The organism is Acidovorax sp. GW821-FHT09B03, assembly GCF_059418305.1.
Window position 1 is genome coordinate 1 of sequence record NZ_JBWKPP010000010.1, and the last position, 18,029, is coordinate 18,029.

Genomic DNA, 18,029 nt, shown 5'->3' on the forward strand with positions numbered 1-18,029 from the left:
TCGATGACCGAGATGATGTCGGCGATCTTGCTGCTGCTGGCGTTGATGCCTTTCATGGTCTCCACCACTTCGGCCACCACGTCACCGCCCTGTACGGCCACGGTCGAGGCGCTCAGGGCCAGCTGGTTGGCCTGGCGCGCGTTGTCGGCGTTCTGGCGCACGGTGGAGCCCAGTTCTTCCATCGAGGCCGCCGTCTCTTCCAGGGCCGAGGCCTGCTGCTCGGTGCGTGCCGACAGGTCGTTGTTGCCCGAGGCGATCTGCGCGCTTGCCGACGCCACGCTCTCGGCGTTGCCGCGCACCCCGGTGACCACACGGGCCAGGTTGGAGCGCATGTCCTCCAGGGCCGACAGCAGCTGGCCCATTTCATCGTTGCCATGGGCCGGCATGGCTGCCGTGAGGTCGCCTTCGGCAATGGCACGTGCAGCGCTCACGGCCTGGCCCGCGGGGCGCGTGACCGAACGCGTGATCGACACTCCCAGCACGATGGCGAGCGCCACGCAGGCGGCCAGCGTGCCCAGCACCCAGACGCGCGCCGCCTGGAAAACCGACGCCACCTCGGCCTGCTCCTTGTCGGCCTGCGCCGAGTTGATCTTCTGCAACTGGCCCAGGGTTTCGGCGGCAGCCACGAAGGCGGTTTCGGACTCACCGGCAAACAGCCCGGACAAGGCATCGGCGCTCAAGGCCAGGGTGTCGTTGGTGCTGAAGTCCACCGCCTTGGCGACATCCACCAGGTTGGCCTGGAGCTTGTAGTAAGCGGCCTTGCGCGTGCGAAAGGCCTGGAAGGCCTCGCGCTCCTCGCCCGCGCTGACCAGCGGTTCGTACTGCCCTTCCACGCGCTCCAGGTCCTTGGCGCGCGCGGTCATCTGCTCGGCAAAGGCCTGGACTTCGGCCGTGCTGCGGGCGGTGATCATGCCGGCTTCGGAGCGCCGCATGCGGTTCATCAGCACCCTGAGCTCGCCCGTGTAGCCCACGCTGGGCAGCAGGTTGCTCGCGATCTCCTGTGCGTTGTGGTGGATGCGTGACAGCTGGAACAGCGAGACCGCTCCCAGGAGACCCGTGAGCAGCACCAGGGCAAAGAACCCGATCCCCAGCTTGAGCCCGATACGCACGTCGGAAATCTTCATATCACCCCTTGGCCACGGCCATTCGTGCCAGGGCGTGCGCAGGATTGCGCACCGACACCTTGGCTTTGCCCAGTCTAGCAACCGCAGGGGCACTGCACAGTGCGGGGTTTCCATGAAAAAAAGCATGCAGCCCGCGAGGGCATGCATGCTTTCTGGTCAGCGGGCCACCGCAGGGGCAGCCGGCCCGGGCGCTCAGGCCGCGTTGTTCTTGGCCTTGAAGTTGGCGATGCCGTCCATGATTTCCTTCTTGGCGGCGTCCAGGCCTTCCCAGCCCAGCACCTTGACCCACTTGCCGGCTTCCAGGTCCTTGTAGTGCTCGAAGAAGTGGCTGATGGCCTTCAGGCGCATCGGGTTCACGTCTTCCACCTTCTGCCAGTGGGTGTAGATGGGCAGCACCTTGTCGGTGGGCACGGCCAGCACCTTGCCGTCCACGCCGGCTTCGTCTTCCATCATCAGGATGCCGATGGGGCGGCAGGGCACGACCACGCCGGGGAACAGCGGGTAGGGGGTGATCACCAGCACGTCCACCGGGTCGCCGTCGCCCGACAGCGTCTGCGGCACGTAGCCGTAGTTGGTGGGGTAGTGCATGGCCGTGGTCATGAAGCGGTCCACGAAGATCGCGCCCGATTCCTTGTCCACTTCGTACTTGATCGGGTCGGCGTTCATCGGGATCTCGATGACGACGTTGAAGGAGTCGGGGGCGTTCTTGCCAGGAGGTACGTGGTTCAGGGACATGTCTGTGGATAGTGGTTTGAAACGATAACCCGCGAGCCCGGTTCAGGACCCATGGCGTCGGGATTAACCCTGATTTTAGGCGCATGCCCCTTTCTGCCCGCTTGCAAACCGGCGTTTGCCTGTAAATTGGGCCTGTTGGCCAATCGACTCCTTGAGAACCTGCTCTCGATTTTGAGCAGGTTCCTCCCCCAGGAGCACGAGGAAGCAACGCAGCGGAAGCACCACCGACCTGCGTTGTGTTTCCTTCCGTGCAACTGAAAAAACCAAGGAGAAATGAATGGCTGACAACTCAGCGCTGACGTCCCCTCTGATACTGGCAGTGGTTTGCGGATTGATTGCGGTGGCCTACGGCATCTGGGCCCGTGGGTGGATTCTTGCCAAGGATGCGGGCAACGCGCGCATGCAGGAGATTGCCGGCGCCATCCAGGCCGGTGCAGCGGCCTACCTGGCACGCCAGTACAAGACCATTGCCCTCGTCGGCGTGGTGCTGGCCATTCTCATCGGTGCCTTTCTGGACCTGAGCTCCGCGCTCGGCTTCGTCCTGGGCGCATTTCTCTCGGGCGCCTGCGGCTTCATCGGCATGAATGTCTCGGTGCGCGCCAACGTGCGCACCGCACAGGCCGCCACGCAGGGCATCGGCCCGGCACTCGACGTGGCGTTTCGCGGCGGCGCCATCACCGGCATGCTGGTCGTGGGCCTGGGCCTGCTGGGGGTCACGGGCTTTTACTGGGCGCTGTCGCGGGGCATCACCTCGGGCCCCATGCTGGCCGAGGCGCTCAACCCGCTGATCGGCTTTGCCTTCGGCTCCTCGCTGATCTCGATCTTCGCGCGCCTGGGCGGCGGCATCTTCACCAAGGGCGCCGACGTGGGCGCCGACCTGGTGGGCAAGGTGGAGGCCGGCATCCCCGAGGACGACCCGCGCAACCCGGCCGTGATCGCCGACAACGTGGGCGACAACGTGGGCGACTGCGCCGGCATGGCGGCCGACCTGTTCGAGACCTACGCCGTGACGCTGATTGCCACCATGGTGCTGGGCGCGCTGATGGTGGTGGCCGCGCCGGTCAACGCCGCGGTGTACCCGCTGGCGCTGGGTGCCGTGTCCATCGTGGCATCGATCATCGGCTGCTTCTTCGTGAAGGCCTCGCCGGGCATGAAGAACGTGATGCCCGCCCTGTACAAGGGCCTGGCGATCGCGGGCATTCTGTCGCTGATCGCGTTCTACTTCGTCACGGTGTGGATCATGCCGGACAACGCCATCCGCGCCAGCGGCAGCCAGATGCGCCTGTTCGGGGCCTGCGCCACGGGGCTGGTGCTCACGGCCGCGCTGGTCTGGATCACCGAGTTCTACACCGGCACGCAGTACTCGCCCGTGCAGCACATCGCGCAGGCCTCCACCACGGGCCACGGCACCAACATCATCGCTGGCCTGGGCGTGTCGATGCGCTCCACCGCCTGGCCGGTGCTCTTCGTCTGCCTGGCCATCCTGGCGTCCTACCAGCTCGCAGGGCTCTACGGCATCGCCGTGGCGGCCACGTCCATGCTGAGCATGGCGGGCATCGTGGTGGCCCTGGACGCCTACGGCCCCATCACCGACAACGCCGGCGGCATTGCCGAGATGGCCGAGCTGCCCAGCAGCGTGCGCGACGTCACCGACCCGCTGGATGCCGTGGGCAACACCACCAAGGCCGTGACCAAGGGCTATGCCATCGGCTCGGCAGGCCTGGCCGCCCTGGTGCTGTTCGCCGACTACACCCACAAGCTGGAGACCTATGGCAAGGCCATCTCGTTCGACCTGTCGGACCCGCTGGTCATCGTCGGCCTGTTCATCGGCGGGCTGATCCCCTACCTGTTCGGCGCCATGGCCATGGAGGCCGTGGGGCGTGCGGCCGGCGCCGTGGTGGTGGAGGTGCGCCGCCAGTTCAGCACCATTCCCGGCATCATGGACGGCACGGGCAAGCCCGAGTACGGCAAGGCCGTGGACATGTTGACCACCGCCGCCATCAAGGAGATGGTGATCCCCAGCCTGCTGCCCGTGGTGGTGCCCATCGTGGTCGGCCTGGTCCTGGGGCCCAAGGCGCTGGGCGGCCTGCTCATGGGCACCATCGTCACCGGCCTGTTCGTCGCCATCTCCATGTGCACGGGCGGCGGCGCCTGGGACAATGCCAAGAAGTACATCGAGGACGGCCACCACGGCGGCAAGGGCAGCGAGGCGCACAAGGCCGCCGTGACCGGCGACACCGTGGGCGACCCCTACAAGGACACGGCCGGCCCGGCCATCAACCCGCTGATCAAGATCATCAACATCGTGGCGCTGCTGATCGTGCCGCTGGTGGTGCGATTCCATGGGAGCTGATACGCTGCGGTAGCAGCCAGTACGGCCACGGGCCCGCTTCGGCGGGCCTTTTTCATTTTCACACCCCAGTCGCCCTCCTTTGCCATGCCCATCACCGTGCAATCTCTGGACCATGTGGTCCTGACCGTCGCCAGCATCCCGGCCACCATCGCCTTCTACGAGCGCGTGCTGGGCATGCAGGCACGGGAGTTCAAGCCGGGGCGCCATGCCCTGCACTTCGGCAGCCAGAAGATCAACCTGCACGAGGTGGGCACGGTGGTGGACCCGAACGTGCGCCATGCCACCGCGGGCTCGGGCGACCTGTGCTTTCTCACGCGCACGCCGCTCGATGAGGTGCTCGTGCACCTGGCCGCGCAGAGCGTGGCCGTGGTGCAGGGGCCGGTGGGCGCCACGGGAGCGCAGCACCGCCTGCGCTCGGTGTACCTCTACGACCCGGACGAGAACCTGATCGAGATCGCCAACGAAGTCTGATTCAGAACTCCGCCGAGATCGCCGCACGCAGCAGCATCGCGGCCGGCTCCACCAGCTCCTGCAGGTCGTTGGCGCGCCCCTGCTCGATGGACTGCAACACCATCTCGTTGATGCCGCCCACCACCGCCATGGCCATCATGGGCTGGAGCGGCGCCTTGCGCAGGCGTTCGCCCGGGCGGTTGTTCACCACGTCGAGCATCAGGTCGGCCAGTTGCTGGTTGGCGCGGCGGCGCGCCGCCAGCCCTGGCGCCCCCAGTCCCAGCATCTCCACGAAAAGCGTGCGCAGCAGCACGGGGTTGCGCTCAAGCACGCCGAAGTAGGCCCCCATGGCCTGCTCCACCTGCGCCTGCCAGTCACTCGCCGGGTCGATGGCGTTGCGCAGCACGGTGATGGCGTTGCCGCTGGCGACCTCGTACAGCGCGATCAGGCACTCGGCCTTGTCGCCGAAGTTCTCGTAGAAGGTGCGGCGCGAGACGCTGGCCTCGCGCACGATGTCGGCGATGGTCGTTTCCGCATAGCCGCGCGCGGCCACGGCGCGCGCCATGCCCTCCAGCAGGCGGGAGCGGTGCACGGTGGCGGGAGACGGGCTGGCAGCGGTCGTGGCTTCGGTCATGGCGGCAGGCAATTCCAGGAAAGATCCAGAAGGTACTTGACAGTACCACACTCCGGGCGCATCATATGCATTGGTACCACGCAGTACCAAAACCTGTCCACCGATTGGAGCCTGCCATGACCGAACTTGTCGTCCGCCGCCTGCTCATTGACCTGGAAGCGCCTTTCGCGCGCCACTGGTGCGGTGGCGACGCGTTTCGCACAGCGCTCTTCAATGCGCTGTCCATGAGCTTCCCCGTGGGCGAGCAGTTCTTCATCGACGCGGTGCGCAATGGCCACAAGGCCTTGCCCGCCGATCGGCAGGCCCGGCATGCCGATGAGGTGCGCGGCTTCATCGGGCAGGAGGCCACGCACCGGCGCATCCATGCGCTGTTCAATGGCCACCTCGACACGCAGGGCCTGGTCAATACCTGGGCCCCGCGCGCGGCCGCGCGCATGAAGCTCTTCGAAGGCGCCGACCCGCGCCATCCCCTGGCGGTGACCGCGGCCAACGAGCATTTCACGGCCCTGCTGGCCGAGTGGCTGCTGGGCCATCCCGAGGTCCTGGCGGGCGCCGATCCGCGCCTGGCCACGATGTGGCAATGGCATTGCGCCGAAGAGGCCGAGCACAAGAGCACCGCCTTCGACATCTACCAGGCCCTGGGCGGCGACCATGCCTGGCGCATCACCTGGTTCCGGCGCATCACCCTGGTGTTCCTGGGCGACGTGCTGCGCCAGACCGTGGGCAACCTGCGCCGCGACGGCACGCTGTGGCGCTGGCGCACCTGGGCCAGCGCGGCACGCACCCTGTTCGGCCAGGGCGGCCTGGTGCGCGAGAGCTGGCGCCCCTGGCGCGCGTACCTGCGCAGCGACTTTCACCCCAGCCAGCAAGGCAGCGACCTCTCCGAGCGCTGGCTGGCCGACCACCGTGCTGCCTATATCCCCGTAGGCGCGCGCTAACCCCTCCCACCATGACCCAGAGCCCCTCCCACCGGCCGCATGCGGCGGCCGGCCAGCCCCGCCCTTGCCTGCGCACTTCCCCACTGCGGGCCGCCGCCCTGCTGGCCGCGCTCACCATGCAGCTGCCTGCACAGGCCGAACCCATGGCCTTCCACACGGCGCTGGAGCAGCTCGCGGCCCGCTCCGACCAGCTCGCCGCATCGCGCAGCGCGGTCGAAAGCGCCCAGCTGCGCCGCCAGGCCCTGGCACGCCTGGGCGGCCCGGTGGTCTCGCTCAGCGGTGCCGCGTACGCCTACAACGCCAACCTGGACCTCGACCTCAACCCCGTGAACCAGGCCCTGCCCGGCGTGCTGCAGCAGCTGCCGCCGCAGCTGGCGGGCTCGCTGGCCCAGTTGCCGCACCTGCCGGCCAGCTACACCTTGAACCGCCACAAGACGGACACCAGCACCTCGGTCTCGGGCATCTGGCCGATCTACATGGGCGGCGCGAGTGATGCCGCGCGCGGCCTGGTGGAGGCACAGGCCGCCGAGGTGCAGGCCGATGCCGACAAGACCGGCCACGAGGTCACCACGGTGCTGGTGCAGCGCTACTTCGGCGCCCAGCTGGCCGAGCAGGCGGCGAGGCTGCGCGAATCGGCGCTGGCCACGATCGAGCAGCACGATGCCGCCGCGCAGAAGATGCTGGAGGCCGGCGTGATTGCCCGCGTGGAGCGCCTGCAGGCCCGCGCCGCACTGGAGGAAGCGCGCCGCAACGCGCGCAAGGCCCGCGACGATGCCGATCTGGCGGCCACGGCCCTGACCCGCACGGTGAAGGCCAGCGAGCGCGTGACGCCCACCAGCCCGCTGTTCGTGCTCGGCCAGCCGGTGGAGCCCCTGCCCCACTTCGTCGATGCCGCCCTGCAGCGCCACCCGGGCCTGGCCAAGGTAGCCGCCAAGAAGGGCCAGGCCGAGCAGCTGCATGCGGCGCAGGAGGCCCTGCGCAAGCCCCAGGTGTTCGCCTTCGGCCAGCGCCAGCTCAAGACCGGCAGGGACGCGGACTGGGTGGCCGGCATCGGCGTGCGCTTCACGCTGTGGGACTCCATCGACCGCGACGCGCTGGCCGCATCGTCCTCGCGCCAGATCGAGCAGGCCGAGCGCAGCGGCGCCCAGGCGCAGAACGACATCGCCCTGCTGGTGGAAAAGCGCTGGCAGGCGCTGGAGCAGGCGCGGCGCGCCTACTTTGCCCTCCAGCCGGGGCTGGAAGTGGCCGACGAGGTGCTGCGCCTGCGCACCTCGGGCCTGCGCGCGGGCACCAGCACCACGCTGGACCTGATCGACGCCCAGGTCAACCAGGCCAAGGCGCAGACCGAACGCGCCCAGGCCGCCCACGACTACGTGAAGGCCCTGGCCGAGCTGCTTGAAAGCTGCGGCCTTTCCGATGAATTTGGCAAATACATGGCACGTGCCGATGTGAAGGTGGAATGAACATGAGCGATACCAGCAACAAGAACAACAACGGCAAGGGCAGCAAGAAGGCGGCCGTACTGGGCGCCGTGGCCCTGGTGGCCGCGGGCGGTTTCGTCGGCTTCGGCCTGTGGAAGGCCTCCCAGCCGGCCCCCGAGGTGTTCCAGGGCCAGATGGAGGCGCGCGAGGCCGACATCGCCCCCAAGGTCACGGCGCGCATCGCGCAGATCCTGGTCAAGGAAGGCGACCAGATCGCCGTGGGCGCCCCGCTGATCCGCATGGACAGCCCCGAGGTGCAGGCCAAGCTGGCGCAGGCCACCGCCGCGCAGGAAGCGGCCCAGGCCGTGGCCGACAAGGCCCAGCACGGCGCGCGCCCGCAGGAGGTGGAGATGGCGCGCCTCGCATGGCAGCGCGCCGTGACGGCGGCCGACCTGGCCGAATCCTCCTACCGCCGCGTGGATGGCCTGGCCCGCGAGGGCCTGGTGGCCGCGCAAAAACGCGACGAGGCCGAAGCCAACCACAAGGCCGCACGCGACCAGGCCCTGGCCGCCAAGGCCCAGTACGAGCTGGCGCGCGCCGGTGCCCGGCCCGAGGACCGGTCTGCCGCCAGCGCCCAGGCGCGCCAGGTGGCCGGCGTGGTCGCCGAGGTCAAGGCCGCCCAGGCCGAGACGGAGCTCAAGAGCCCTGTGGCCGGCGAGGTGGCCAAGGTGCTGGCACGCAGTGGCGAGCTCTCGCCCCAGGGCGTGGCCGTGGTCACGGTGGTGGACCTGGCCGACCAGTGGGTGGTGCTGAACGTGCGCGAGGACCGCCTGCAGCGCTTTGCCATCGGCAGCGAGTTCGAGGCCACGCTGCCGGCACTCGGTACCGCCGGCAAGCCCGTACGCTTCAAGGTCTACCACACGGCCGCCCTGCCCGACTTCGCCACCTGGCGCGCCACGCGCGCCGGCCAGGGCTTCGACGTGCGCACCTTCGAAGTGCGTGCCCGCCCGGCCTCCCCCATCGAAGGCGCCCGCCCCGGCATGACGGTGCTGGTGCAATGAGCCGGCACGCAACGCCCTGCCCCTTGACCACGCCATGAATCCCCTGGTCCACAGCTTTCGCCGCGAGGCGCGGCGCCTGCTTGCCAGCCCCTGGGACCTGGCCATGGTCAGCTGGGTGCCGTTGCTGGCGGTGCTGCTCATGGGCTGGATCTTCTCGGCCGGCATTCCCCGCCACCTGCCCGTGGGCGTGCTGGACGACGACCACTCGGCGCTTTCGCGCCAGGTGGTGCGCATGCTCGACGCCACGCCCGGCCTGCAGGTGGTGCAGCACTACGCCAACACGGCCGAGGCCGAACGCGCCCTGCGCTACGTGGAGGTCTACGCCGTGGTCACGCTGCCGCGCGACTTCGCGCGCACCGTGAAGGAGGGCCGCACGGCCCAGGTCACCCTGCTGCACAACGCGCAGTTGGGCACGCACTCAGGCGTGCTGCAGCGCGACGTGCGCGCCGTGGTGGGCACGCTGTCGGCCGGCATCGAGATGGCGGCGCGCAACAAGCGCGGCGAGCCGGCGCAGGCCGTGCGCGTGAGCATGGAGCCCATCCACACGCAGTTGCTGGCGCTGTTCAACGTGTCCACCAACTACGAACAGTTCCTGGGCGCGGCGCTGATTCCGGCGCTGCTGCACATCCTGGCCATGACGGCCGGCGCCTGGACCGTGGGCCGCGAACTGCGCGACCGCACGCTGGGCGAATGGCTGGGTGCGAACGGCGGCCTGCTGCGCACCGGTGGGGCCCTGGTCGGCAAGCTCGCCCTGCCCTGGGCATCCCTCACGCTGGTGGCCCTGCTGGCGCTGGTGGGCATCACCTGGGGCCGGGGCTGGCACCCGCCGGGCAACCTGGCCTGGGTGGCGGTCGGGCTGGCGCTGCTGATGGCCGTGTCGGTGGCCGCCGGAGCGGCACTGGCGGGCGCCACGCGCTCGCTGCGCACCGCCCTGTCGGGCGCGGGCTTCTTCGCGGCACCGGCGTTCGCGTTCAGCGGCGTGGGCTTTCCACTGGCGGGCATGCCGGCCAGCGCACGCGCCTGGGCCGAGGCCATGCCCTACACCCACTACATCCGCCTGCAGATCGAGCAGCTGCAGATGGGCGCTCCGCTGCGCACCAGCGTCTCCACCGTGGTGGCGCTGATGGCGGCCACGGCCGTGCTGCTGCTGGTGTGCACGCTGGCCTTGCAGCTGGCACGGCGCAAACCCGAGAGTTGGGGAGGACGGTGATGGACGCACGACACAACCCGTCGGCAGAGCCGGCGAGCCTGTGGAGCGCCTGGCTGCAGGCCCTGGCCACCATCGGCCGCGACAAGGGCGTGCTGCTGCTGCTCGTGGCGGCGCCGGTGCTCTACGGCTTCTTCTACCCCTGGTTCTATGCCGACGAGGTGCTGACCCGCGTGCCCGTAGCCGTGGTGGACATGGACCGCAGCAGCCTGTCGCGCCAGATCACGCGCTTTGCCGAGGCCGACCCGCGCATCGAAGTGCGCCTGGTGACTGCCAGCGAACGCGAGGCGCAGGAGGCGCTGTGGCGCGGCGAGGTGGAGGGCTACGCGCTGATCCCCCCCAACCTCAAGCGCAGCGTGGTGCGGGGCGAGGAAGCCCTGGTCCGCGTGGAGGGCAACGGCGCCTACGCACTGCTCAACAAGGCCGTGCAGTACGGCTTTGCCGAAGCCGTGGGCACCGTGTCGGCCGGCATCGAGATGCGCAAGCTGCAGGCCGCGGGCCAGAGCGCACAGCAGGCTGCCGCCAGCCGCAACCCGGTGCAGCTGCAGATGGTGGCGCTGTTCAACCCCACGGAAGGCTACGGCAGCTTCGTCGTGCCCGCCGTGGCGCTCCTGATCCTGCAGCAGACACTGCTGATGGGCGCAGCCATGCTCACCGGCACCTGGGTGGAGGCGGGGCGCCACCGGGCGCGCGCCCGCACCTGGCTGGGCCGGCTGCTGGCACTGTGCACCCTGGGCTGGGTGAGCGGCCTGTTCTATTTCGGCTGGATCTTCCTGCTGCACGACTACCCGCGCGGCGGCAACCCGCTCGGTGCGCTGGCGCTGCTGGCCTGCTATGTTCCTGCCATTGCGGCCCTGGGCGCGCTGATCGGCCTGTGGGTGGGCAACCGCGAGCGCGCGCTGCAGGTGCTGCTGTTCACCACCTTGCCGATCGCCTTCGTGGCCGGCTTCTCGTGGCCCGTGGAAGCGTTGCCCGAGCCGCTGCAATGGGCGCGCTGGCTGCTGCCCAGCACCTCGGGTGTGCAGGCCTCGCTGCGCCTGAACCAGCTGGGTGCGCCCCTCGCGGCAGCCTTGCCCCAGCTGTGCGCGCTGGTGGCGCTGTGCGCTGCAGGCACGGTGGCGCTGCTGGCCTGGACCCGGCCAGGGCCTGGCCGACCTGGCTGAGGAACCTGGAACCTGCTCAAGGTCTTCTTGAGCAGATTCTTGGGCACCTGGGCAGCAAGCCCGCGTACCATCACAGGCATTCCGGTATTCCCAGAGAAGATGGCCTTGACACATTCCGCACTGCCTGACCCTGCCCCTCTCGGCGGCAACGCCCCGCACTACCAGCGCATCGTCCAGGGTGTGCTGGCCGATTCCAGGCAGCTGATGGAGCGCGTCGCCGAGGCGACGCGCATGTCTTTGCAGCTGCGCCAGGACCAGGCCCGCACGCCGGGCGAGCACCAGGGCATGCTCGAAGCGCAGCAGCAGCTCATGCGACTCACCTCCGTGATGGGCGAGCGCTACCCCGGCGCGCTGCGCAAGGCACTCGCACAGCAGACCACGGCGCTCGGGGAGGAGAAACCCTCGCGCTCCCTGTTCTCCATCCATTTCGACCAGCTCGAACTGATGGACGAGTCGCAGATCACCGAAAGCATCGAGCGCGCCCGCGCCACCCAGGTGCTGGCGTCTGCCGTCGAGGGACCGCTGGCCGACCTCGATGCCCTGGTGTGCGCAGCCCAGGGGCTGCCCAGGGTGCAGCCCGAGCACAACCCCCTGCGCCCCGAAGTCTTCCTGCAGGCACTGCAGGCCGTGGTGTCGCAGATGCAGGCCACCGCCCAGGTGCGGCACGACTGGATGGCACACATGGCCAAGGCGCTGGGCACCGAGCTACGCAAGCTCTACCTGGCGCAGATCGATCTGCTCAAGCAAGGCGGGGTGCAGCCCGTGGGCTACGCCATGCGCCAAGCCGACGGCGAGTATGTGTACGTCGCGCCGGGTGGCGACGGAGCATCCCCCGGGTTCGGGGCGGAAACGGACCTGCCCGTGCCGGCAGGCTCCGGCGACCCGCTGCTGACGCTTGACCGGCTGCGCCGCCTGCTGCTCGGCGAGTTCAGCGAGAAACACGCGCCGGCGCAGGCCCCGGCGGCCGCGCCGGACGATGAGCCCTTCGCCGAACGTTTTGCACGCGAGTTCGAGAGCCCGGCCGAGCTTCCGCAGATCGACCCGCCCGCCACGGATTTCGCCATGACCGTGCCCGCCGCCTTCGAGGCGCTGCAGGAGATGAACCAGGTCGGCCAGATGATGGAGCGCCTGGGTGGCCAGCGCGCCCAGCCGGGCGACGGTTCGGGCCAGCGGCGCGCCGCGGGGCTGGGCGACGCCCTGGGCATGGAGGTGGTTGCGCTGATGGTGGACAACATCGCGCGCGACAGCCGGCTGCTGTGGCCCGTGCAGCAGTTCGTGCGCGCCCTGGAGCCTGCCCTGATGCAGCTGGCGCTGGCCGACCCCCGGTTCTTCAGCAACAAGGAGCACCCCGCGCGCCGCCTGCTGCAGGACATCACCGACCACGCCATGGCCTTCAACGGGCCCGAGGCACCGGGCTTCAAGCGCTTCATGCGCTCCCTCATGGACATTGCCGGCCCGCTGGCCACGGCCACCATCGAAGGGGCCGACGATTTCGAGCAGGTCCGCCAGCAGCTGCATGCGCAATGGGCAGACAGCGAGCAGGCGCGCGAACAGGAGCGCCAGCGCGCCATCGAGGCGCTGCAACACGCCGAGCAGCGCCACGTGCTGGCGGCCAGGTTGTCCGGCGAGATCCGGTTGCTGCCGCAGTTCGAGCAGATTCCCGGCGAAATTGCCCATTTCCTGCTCGGCCCCTGGGCCCAGGTCATGGCCCAGGCGCGCCTCATCGACCAGACAGGCAGCGCCGACCCGGGCCGCTACCAGGAGCTGGTGGGCGCCCTGGTCTGGAGCGCGCAGCCCGAGCTGACCCGCATGAACACCGGTGAGCTCGCGCGCCTGATCCCCCAGCTGCTGCCCCGGCTGCGCGAGGGGCTCGCCTTGATCGACTACCCAGCTGACAGGACCGAAGCCGTCTTCGAGCAGCTGATGCAGTTGCACCAGCAGGCCTTCCAGGGCGGGCCCAAGCCTGACGCAATGTCCCATGCTCCAGCGCCGCCGGGCACCGAGTCTGCGGAACCACCGGACCTGCTCCTGGATGAAGAGCCATGGGTCGCGCCATCGGAAGCCCAGGATTCCGGCTTCATGGACGACTTGCAGCCCTCTGTGCCAGGGGACCTGGAGCCCCTGCCGGCCCCCACCCCGGCGGATGCGCCCGCCAGGCCCACGCTGGCCGTCGGCAGCTGGGTCAACCTGCTGGTGGCGGGCCAGTGGGAACGCACCCAGCTGTCCTGGGTCGGCTCGCAGGGCACCTTCTTCCTCTTCACCAACGCGTCCGGCCGCACCCAGTCGATGACCCTGCGGCTGCTCGACCGGTGCATCCAGCAGGGCAACCTGCAGGTACTCAGCCAGCAGCCCGTGGTGGATGTGGCCCTGGACGCCGTGGCACAGACGGCCATGCGCAACAGCGTGGAAAGCAGGTCATGAGCCCGGGGCCTTCTGCCCCTGCCTGCGCAGCACCAGCATGCCGAACAGCGGCGCCATGATGTACATGCTGACCGAGTAGATGGCGGCCGGCAGCGCGAGCTGGAAGTTGTTCAGCACCGACAGCGCGATGAAGATCGCCAGCGTGGAGTTGTGGATGCCGATCTCGAAGCCGATGGCCGTGGCCATGGACTTGTCCATGCCCACCGCGCGCGGCAGGAAGTAGCCCGCGCCCAGGCTCAGGGCGTTGAACAGCAGCACGGCGGGGCCGATGTCGGCAAACGAGGCCGACAGGGCCGCCCATTCCTTCACGATGGCGATCAGTGCAAAGGCCGCCAGGACCACGGCACTGAAGAGCTTCATGGGCTTTTCCATGCGCGCGCTGAAGGCCGGCGCGCGCCGGTGCACCCACATGCCCACGACCACCGGGATGAGCACGATCACGATCACCTCCAGCACCTTGCCGAACTGCAGCGGCACCACCTGGCCCGTCTTGGCGAAGGTGGCGATGGCCCAGTTGGTGATGAGTGGCAGGCTCACGATGGACAGCAGCGTGTTGATGGCCGTGAGCGAGATGTTCATCGCCACGTTGCCGCCGAACAGGTGGCTGAACAGGTTGGCCGACACGCCGCCCGGCGAGGCCGCCAGCAGCATCAGCCCCACGGCATACAGCGGCGGCACGCCCAGCAGCACGATCAGTCCGTAGCAGACCGCTGGCAGCACCAGCACCTGCAGCACCAGGGCCAGCACCACGGCGCGCGGGTACTGCAGCAGGCGCTTGAAGTCCGCCACGGTGAGCGACAGGCCCAGGCCGAACATGACGAGGCCCAGCGCAATGAACAGCAGCGTGGGCAGGATGGAAATGAAACTCATGGTGCGCTCACGCGGCCAGACGGGCCGCGCTCCTGTGGCAAAGCCCACGGCACCGCCATGCGGTGCCGTGGGCCAGATTCAATGAACGGGGAGAGAGGGGGAGACGCGCCAGGTCAGGCCGTGGCAGCCGGCCCCGTGCGCAGGCGCACCGGGCCGCTGCGCTGCTCGATAGCGTGCTGCACTTCCTTGCGCAGGCCCATCAGAAAGCCCAGTTCCGCCACCACGAAGAGCGGGCCGACGATCAGGCCCGCCAGGTCGTCCACGAAGGCCGGCTTGCGGCCCTCGTAGTAGTGGCCCACGAACTGGATGATCCAACCCACGGCGAACAGGCCCACGCCCGTGGCCAGCCACAGCGTGGTGCCCTGCAGCGCCAGCCACTGGCCGCCGGCCAGCATGGCGGCCAGCAAGGTGGCCATCACCAGGCCGAAGCGCGTATCGAGCCGGAAGTAGAAGACACTGGCCGCGAGGGCCGCCACCAGGGCCGGCCCCACCGGCACCCCGCCCGGCAGCCAGGTGGGACGCGAGAGCAGGATCACCACGGCGAACATGATCATCGGCACGCCCACGAAGTGGGTGTGGATGTTGCGCGGGTCGCGGTGGTAGTCGGCGTACTGGGACAGCTGGTCGATCAGGGTTTTCATGGGTGTCTCCTGGTATTGTTTTGAGCAGCATCCATACTCGCCCGATGCCCCGCCACAGTCTGTCGGAAAGCCGACACAACGCCCTGCCCGACCGCCCTCTCCTTCCTGCATGACCGAACCCGCCGCCTACCTTCCCGTGCTCCAGACCGGCCGCTGGTTCGCCCACCTGCCCCCCGATTTTGCCCAGCCCCTGCTGGCCATGGCCCACCTGCGCCAGTTGGCGCCGGGGGAGGTGCTCTTCCTGCGCGGCGATGCGCCCTGCGGCCTGTACGCCGTGGTGCGCGGCGCTATCAACATCTCGGGCACGGGCGGGCGGGCCGACGAGGCACGCGCGGCCATGCTCACGCGGCTGGAGCCGCCGCACTGGTTCGGCGAGATCTCGGTCTTCGACAACTCGGCGCGCACGCACGATGCGCACGCGGCCGAGGCCAGCACCCTGCTGCAGATACCGCACGAGCCGCTGCAGGCCTGGCTCACCGCCCACCCGCAGCACTGGCATGCGCTGGCCCTGCTGCTCACCGACAAGCTGCGCACGGCCTTCGTGGCCATCGAGGAACTGGCCCTGCTGCCTGCCGGCCAGCGCCTGGCGCGACGCCTGGTGATGATGGCAGAGGGCTATGGCCAGTGGACGGCCGAAGGCCAGTCGCGCCGGGTGATCGGGATTTCGCAGGAGCAGTTGTCGCTGATGCTGGCCATTTCGCGCCAGACCACCAACCAGATCCTCAAGGACCTTGAGGCCCGGGCCCTGGTGCGCGTGCACCGTGGCGAGGTGGAGATCCTGGACCTGGCGGCCCTGCGCGCGACTTGCTATTGAAACGATAGCTATCGACGCATACGGGTTATCACCCAGCGGCAATTGCGCCACAAATACTAAGAACACGTTGTATTTCCGGGCAAAATGGCACCATGCAACTGAACTACATCGCCAACGCCTCCGTACCGTCTTCGTCGGGCCGTACGCTGCCCGTGATCGACCCGTCCGACGGCCAACCCTTCGACGAGATCCAGCGCAGCAACGCCGACGACATCGACGCGGCGGTGCATGCGGCGCGCCAGTGCTACAACGCCGTGTGGCAGCGCATGGCGCCCGCCGAGCGCGGCCGCCTGCTGCAGCGCCTGTCGGCCAAGGTGCTCGAGCATGCCGACGAGCTGACCGCGCTGGAGCAGCGCGACTGCGGCAAGCCCACCAAGCAGGCGCGGGCCGACACGCTGGCGCTGGCGCGTTACTTCGAGTTCTATGCCGGTGCCTGCGACAAGCTGCATGGCGAGACCCTGCCCTACCTGGACGGTTACAGCGTGCTCACCTGGCGCGAGCCGCATGGCGTGACGGGCCACGTGATCCCCTGGAACTACCCGATGCAGATCTTCGGCCGCAGCGTGGGCGGCGCCCTGGCCGCCGGCAACGTCTGCGTGGTCAAGCCAGCCGAGGACGCCTGCCTGTCGCTGATCCGCGTGGCGCAGCTCGCGGCCGAGGTGGGCTTCCCGTCGGGGGCCCTGAACATCGTCACCGGCTATGGGCATGAGGTGGGCGACGCGCTCGCGCGCCACCCCGGCATCGACCACATCAGCTTCACCGGCAGCCCCAAGATCGGCACGCTGATCCAGCAGGTGGCGGCCGAGCGCCACTGCCCCGTGACGCTGGAGCTCGGTGGCAAGAGCCCGCAGATCATCTTCGCCGATGCCGACCTGGATGCCGCCGTGCCCGTGGTGATCAACGCCATCGTGCAGAACGCGGGCCAGACCTGCAGCGCCGGCTCGCGCGTGCTGATCGACTCGCTGATCTACGAATCCCTGCTCGAACGCCTGGGCAAGGCCTTCGAGGCCCTGCGCGTGGGCCCGGCGGCGATGGACCTCGATGTGGGCCCGCTGATCCGCCAGACCCAGCAGCAGCGCGTGTGGGACTTCCTGTCCGACGCACAGGTGGCCGGCATCCCCATGGTGGCCCAGGGCGTGGTGGTGGACGAATCGCCCGAGGGCGGCTTCTACCAGGCCCCCACCCTGCTGCGCGACGTGCCGGTGCAGCACCGCCTGGCGCAGGAAGAAGTCTTCGGCCCCGTGCTCTCGGCCATGGCCTTCCAGGACGAGGACCATGCGGTGGAGCTGGCCAATGCCACGCAGTTCGGCCTGGTGGCCGGCATCTGGACGCGCGACGGCTCGCGCCAGTTCCGCATGGCCAAGCGCGTGCACAGCGGCCAGGTGTTCATCAACAACTACGGTGCCGGTGGTGGCGTGGAGCTGCCCTTCGGCGGCGTGAAGTCCAGCGGCTACGGCCGCGAAAAAGGCTTCGAGGCACTGTACGGTTTCACCACGCTCAAGACGGTCGCCATCAAGCACGGCTGATGCGCCAGGTGTCCCTCGCCCGCCGCGGGACACCGAGATTCAGAATCATTTTTCCATGCCCCTGAGCCCCCCCGCCCCTCGCACCGCCCGGCATGTCCGGCGCGTGACCTACCAGGGCTTCGAGCGCGACGACGGCCTGTGGGACATCGAAGGCGAGCTGCACGACAGCAAGGCCTACGATGCGCCCGTGCACCGTGGTCAAGGCATGCGCCGCGCGGGCGAGCCCATCCACCACATGCTGCTGCGCGTCACGGTGGACCGCCAGCTCGTGGTGCAGGCCATCGACGTGGCGATGGACGCCCACCCGCTCAAGGACTGCCCGCTGGCCCAGGCCGCGCTGCAGCAGATGGTGGGCTGCAGCATGACCCGTGGCTGGCGCCAGGCCATCCAGAAACACCTGGGCGGCGTGGCCAGTTGCACCCACCTGCGCGAGCTGCTGTTCAACCTGGCCACGGCCGCCTTCCAGTCCGTCACCGCCGTGTTCGCGCCGCCCGCCAATGGCGACCCGCCGCGCCACCTGGGCCAGTGCACGGGCTGGGCGTTCGACGGCAACGGCGTGAAGGAACATTTCCCGCAGTTCTACGGCCGTGTGCCCATCGCGCTCGGCAAGCCCGAGACGGCGGCACCGCCCGCCGAGCGCTGACCACGGCCGCCCCACCCTTACTTTTTAC

The 18,029-nt window shown here is 69.1% G+C and carries 16 protein-coding genes; 11 read left to right on the top strand and 5 right to left on the bottom strand.

Features of this window, described 5'->3' with window-relative positions:
• Both AC07PA_RS18290 and ppa read right to left on the bottom strand, forming a co-directional pair.
• The coding region (locus AC07PA_RS18290; protein WP_494655382.1) for an MCP four helix bundle domain-containing protein at positions 1-1,124 on the bottom strand (1,124 nt) is incomplete at its 3' end.
• Between the two features lie 192 nt (positions 1,125-1,316).
• Complete coding sequence (ppa, locus tag AC07PA_RS18295; protein WP_007848109.1) at positions 1,317-1,859, bottom strand: inorganic diphosphatase; 543 nt, start codon at positions 1,857-1,859, stop codon at positions 1,317-1,319.
• Positions 1,860-2,136: 277 nt separating this feature from the next.
• On the opposite strand from ppa, the gene AC07PA_RS18300 reads away from it, so the two are divergent.
• Positions 2,137-4,212 carry a sodium-translocating pyrophosphatase gene (locus AC07PA_RS18300; protein WP_145697976.1) on the top strand — a complete coding sequence of 692 codons (2,076 nt, stop codon included), beginning with the start codon at positions 2,137-2,139 and terminating at the stop codon, positions 4,210-4,212.
• An 84-nt stretch (positions 4,213-4,296) separates the two neighbouring features.
• Positions 4,297-4,683, top strand: a complete 387-nt coding sequence (locus AC07PA_RS18305) for a VOC family protein (protein WP_494606071.1) — start codon at positions 4,297-4,299, stop codon at positions 4,681-4,683.
• A 1-nt stretch (position 4,684) separates the two neighbouring features.
• Here the strand turns inward: AC07PA_RS18305 and AC07PA_RS18310 are convergent, their stop codons facing one another.
• Positions 4,685-5,296 carry a TetR/AcrR family transcriptional regulator gene (locus AC07PA_RS18310; protein ID WP_145697978.1) on the bottom strand — a complete coding sequence of 204 codons (612 nt, stop codon included), beginning with the start codon at positions 5,294-5,296 and terminating at the stop codon, positions 4,685-4,687.
• 116 nt (positions 5,297-5,412) lie between these two features.
• On the opposite strand from AC07PA_RS18310, the gene AC07PA_RS18315 reads away from it, so the two are divergent.
• The 6 genes from AC07PA_RS18315 to AC07PA_RS18340 all read left to right on the top strand — a co-directional run bounded on the left by AC07PA_RS18315 (position 5,413) and on the right by AC07PA_RS18340 (position 13,507).
• Complete coding sequence (locus AC07PA_RS18315; RefSeq protein WP_494606073.1) at positions 5,413-6,234, top strand: metal-dependent hydrolase; 822 nt, start codon at positions 5,413-5,415, stop codon at positions 6,232-6,234.
• A gap of 11 nt (positions 6,235-6,245) precedes the next feature.
• The gene (locus AC07PA_RS18320; protein WP_494606075.1) at positions 6,246-7,697 is read left to right on the top strand and encodes a TolC family protein; all 1,452 of its coding nucleotides are present in this window, start codon (positions 6,246-6,248) and stop codon (positions 7,695-7,697) included.
• Positions 7,698-7,699: 2 nt separating this feature from the next.
• Positions 7,700-8,716: an HlyD family secretion protein gene (locus tag AC07PA_RS18325; protein WP_007848088.1), complete on the top strand. Its 1,017-nt coding sequence runs from the start codon at positions 7,700-7,702 to the stop codon at positions 8,714-8,716.
• Positions 8,717-8,750: 34 nt separating this feature from the next.
• Positions 8,751-9,926: an ABC transporter permease gene (locus AC07PA_RS18330; RefSeq protein ID WP_145697982.1), complete on the top strand. Its 1,176-nt coding sequence runs from the start codon at positions 8,751-8,753 to the stop codon at positions 9,924-9,926.
• Positions 9,926-11,086, top strand: coding sequence for an ABC transporter permease (locus AC07PA_RS18335; RefSeq protein WP_007848084.1), 1,161 nt, complete (start codon positions 9,926-9,928; stop codon positions 11,084-11,086). The genes AC07PA_RS18330 and AC07PA_RS18335 overlap by 1 nt, the downstream gene beginning before the upstream one ends.
• A gap of 99 nt (positions 11,087-11,185) precedes the next feature.
• Positions 11,186-13,507 (top strand): DUF1631 family protein, encoded by a 2,322-nt coding sequence (locus AC07PA_RS18340; RefSeq protein WP_494606078.1) that lies wholly within the window; start codon positions 11,186-11,188, stop codon positions 13,505-13,507.
• Here the strand turns inward: AC07PA_RS18340 and AC07PA_RS18345 are convergent.
• Together AC07PA_RS18345 and AC07PA_RS18350 are read right to left on the bottom strand one after the other, a co-directional pair.
• The gene (locus AC07PA_RS18345; protein WP_494606080.1) at positions 13,502-14,377 is read right to left on the bottom strand and encodes a bile acid:sodium symporter family protein; all 876 of its coding nucleotides are present in this window, start codon (positions 14,375-14,377) and stop codon (positions 13,502-13,504) included. The two genes, AC07PA_RS18340 and AC07PA_RS18345, sit on opposite strands and share 6 nt — an antisense overlap.
• A gap of 113 nt (positions 14,378-14,490) precedes the next feature.
• Positions 14,491-15,018, bottom strand: a complete 528-nt coding sequence (locus AC07PA_RS18350) for an Mpo1-like protein (RefSeq protein ID WP_145697986.1) — start codon at positions 15,016-15,018, stop codon at positions 14,491-14,493.
• Between the two features lie 109 nt (positions 15,019-15,127).
• Here AC07PA_RS18350 and AC07PA_RS18355 point away from each other — a divergent pair, with 109 nt between their 5' ends.
• The 3 genes from AC07PA_RS18355 to AC07PA_RS18365 all read left to right on the top strand — a co-directional run bounded on the left by AC07PA_RS18355 (position 15,128) and on the right by AC07PA_RS18365 (position 18,001).
• Positions 15,128-15,832: a Crp/Fnr family transcriptional regulator gene (locus AC07PA_RS18355; RefSeq protein WP_007848069.1), complete on the top strand. Its 705-nt coding sequence runs from the start codon at positions 15,128-15,130 to the stop codon at positions 15,830-15,832.
• Positions 15,833-15,924: 92 nt separating this feature from the next.
• Entirely contained in the window at positions 15,925-17,358 is a 1,434-nt protein-coding gene (locus AC07PA_RS18360; protein WP_494606082.1) for an aldehyde dehydrogenase family protein, read from the top strand.
• Between the two features lie 55 nt (positions 17,359-17,413).
• Entirely contained in the window at positions 17,414-18,001 is a 588-nt protein-coding gene (locus AC07PA_RS18365; RefSeq protein WP_494606084.1) for a DUF2889 domain-containing protein, read from the top strand.
• The last annotated feature ends 28 nt before the right edge of the window (positions 18,002-18,029 follow it).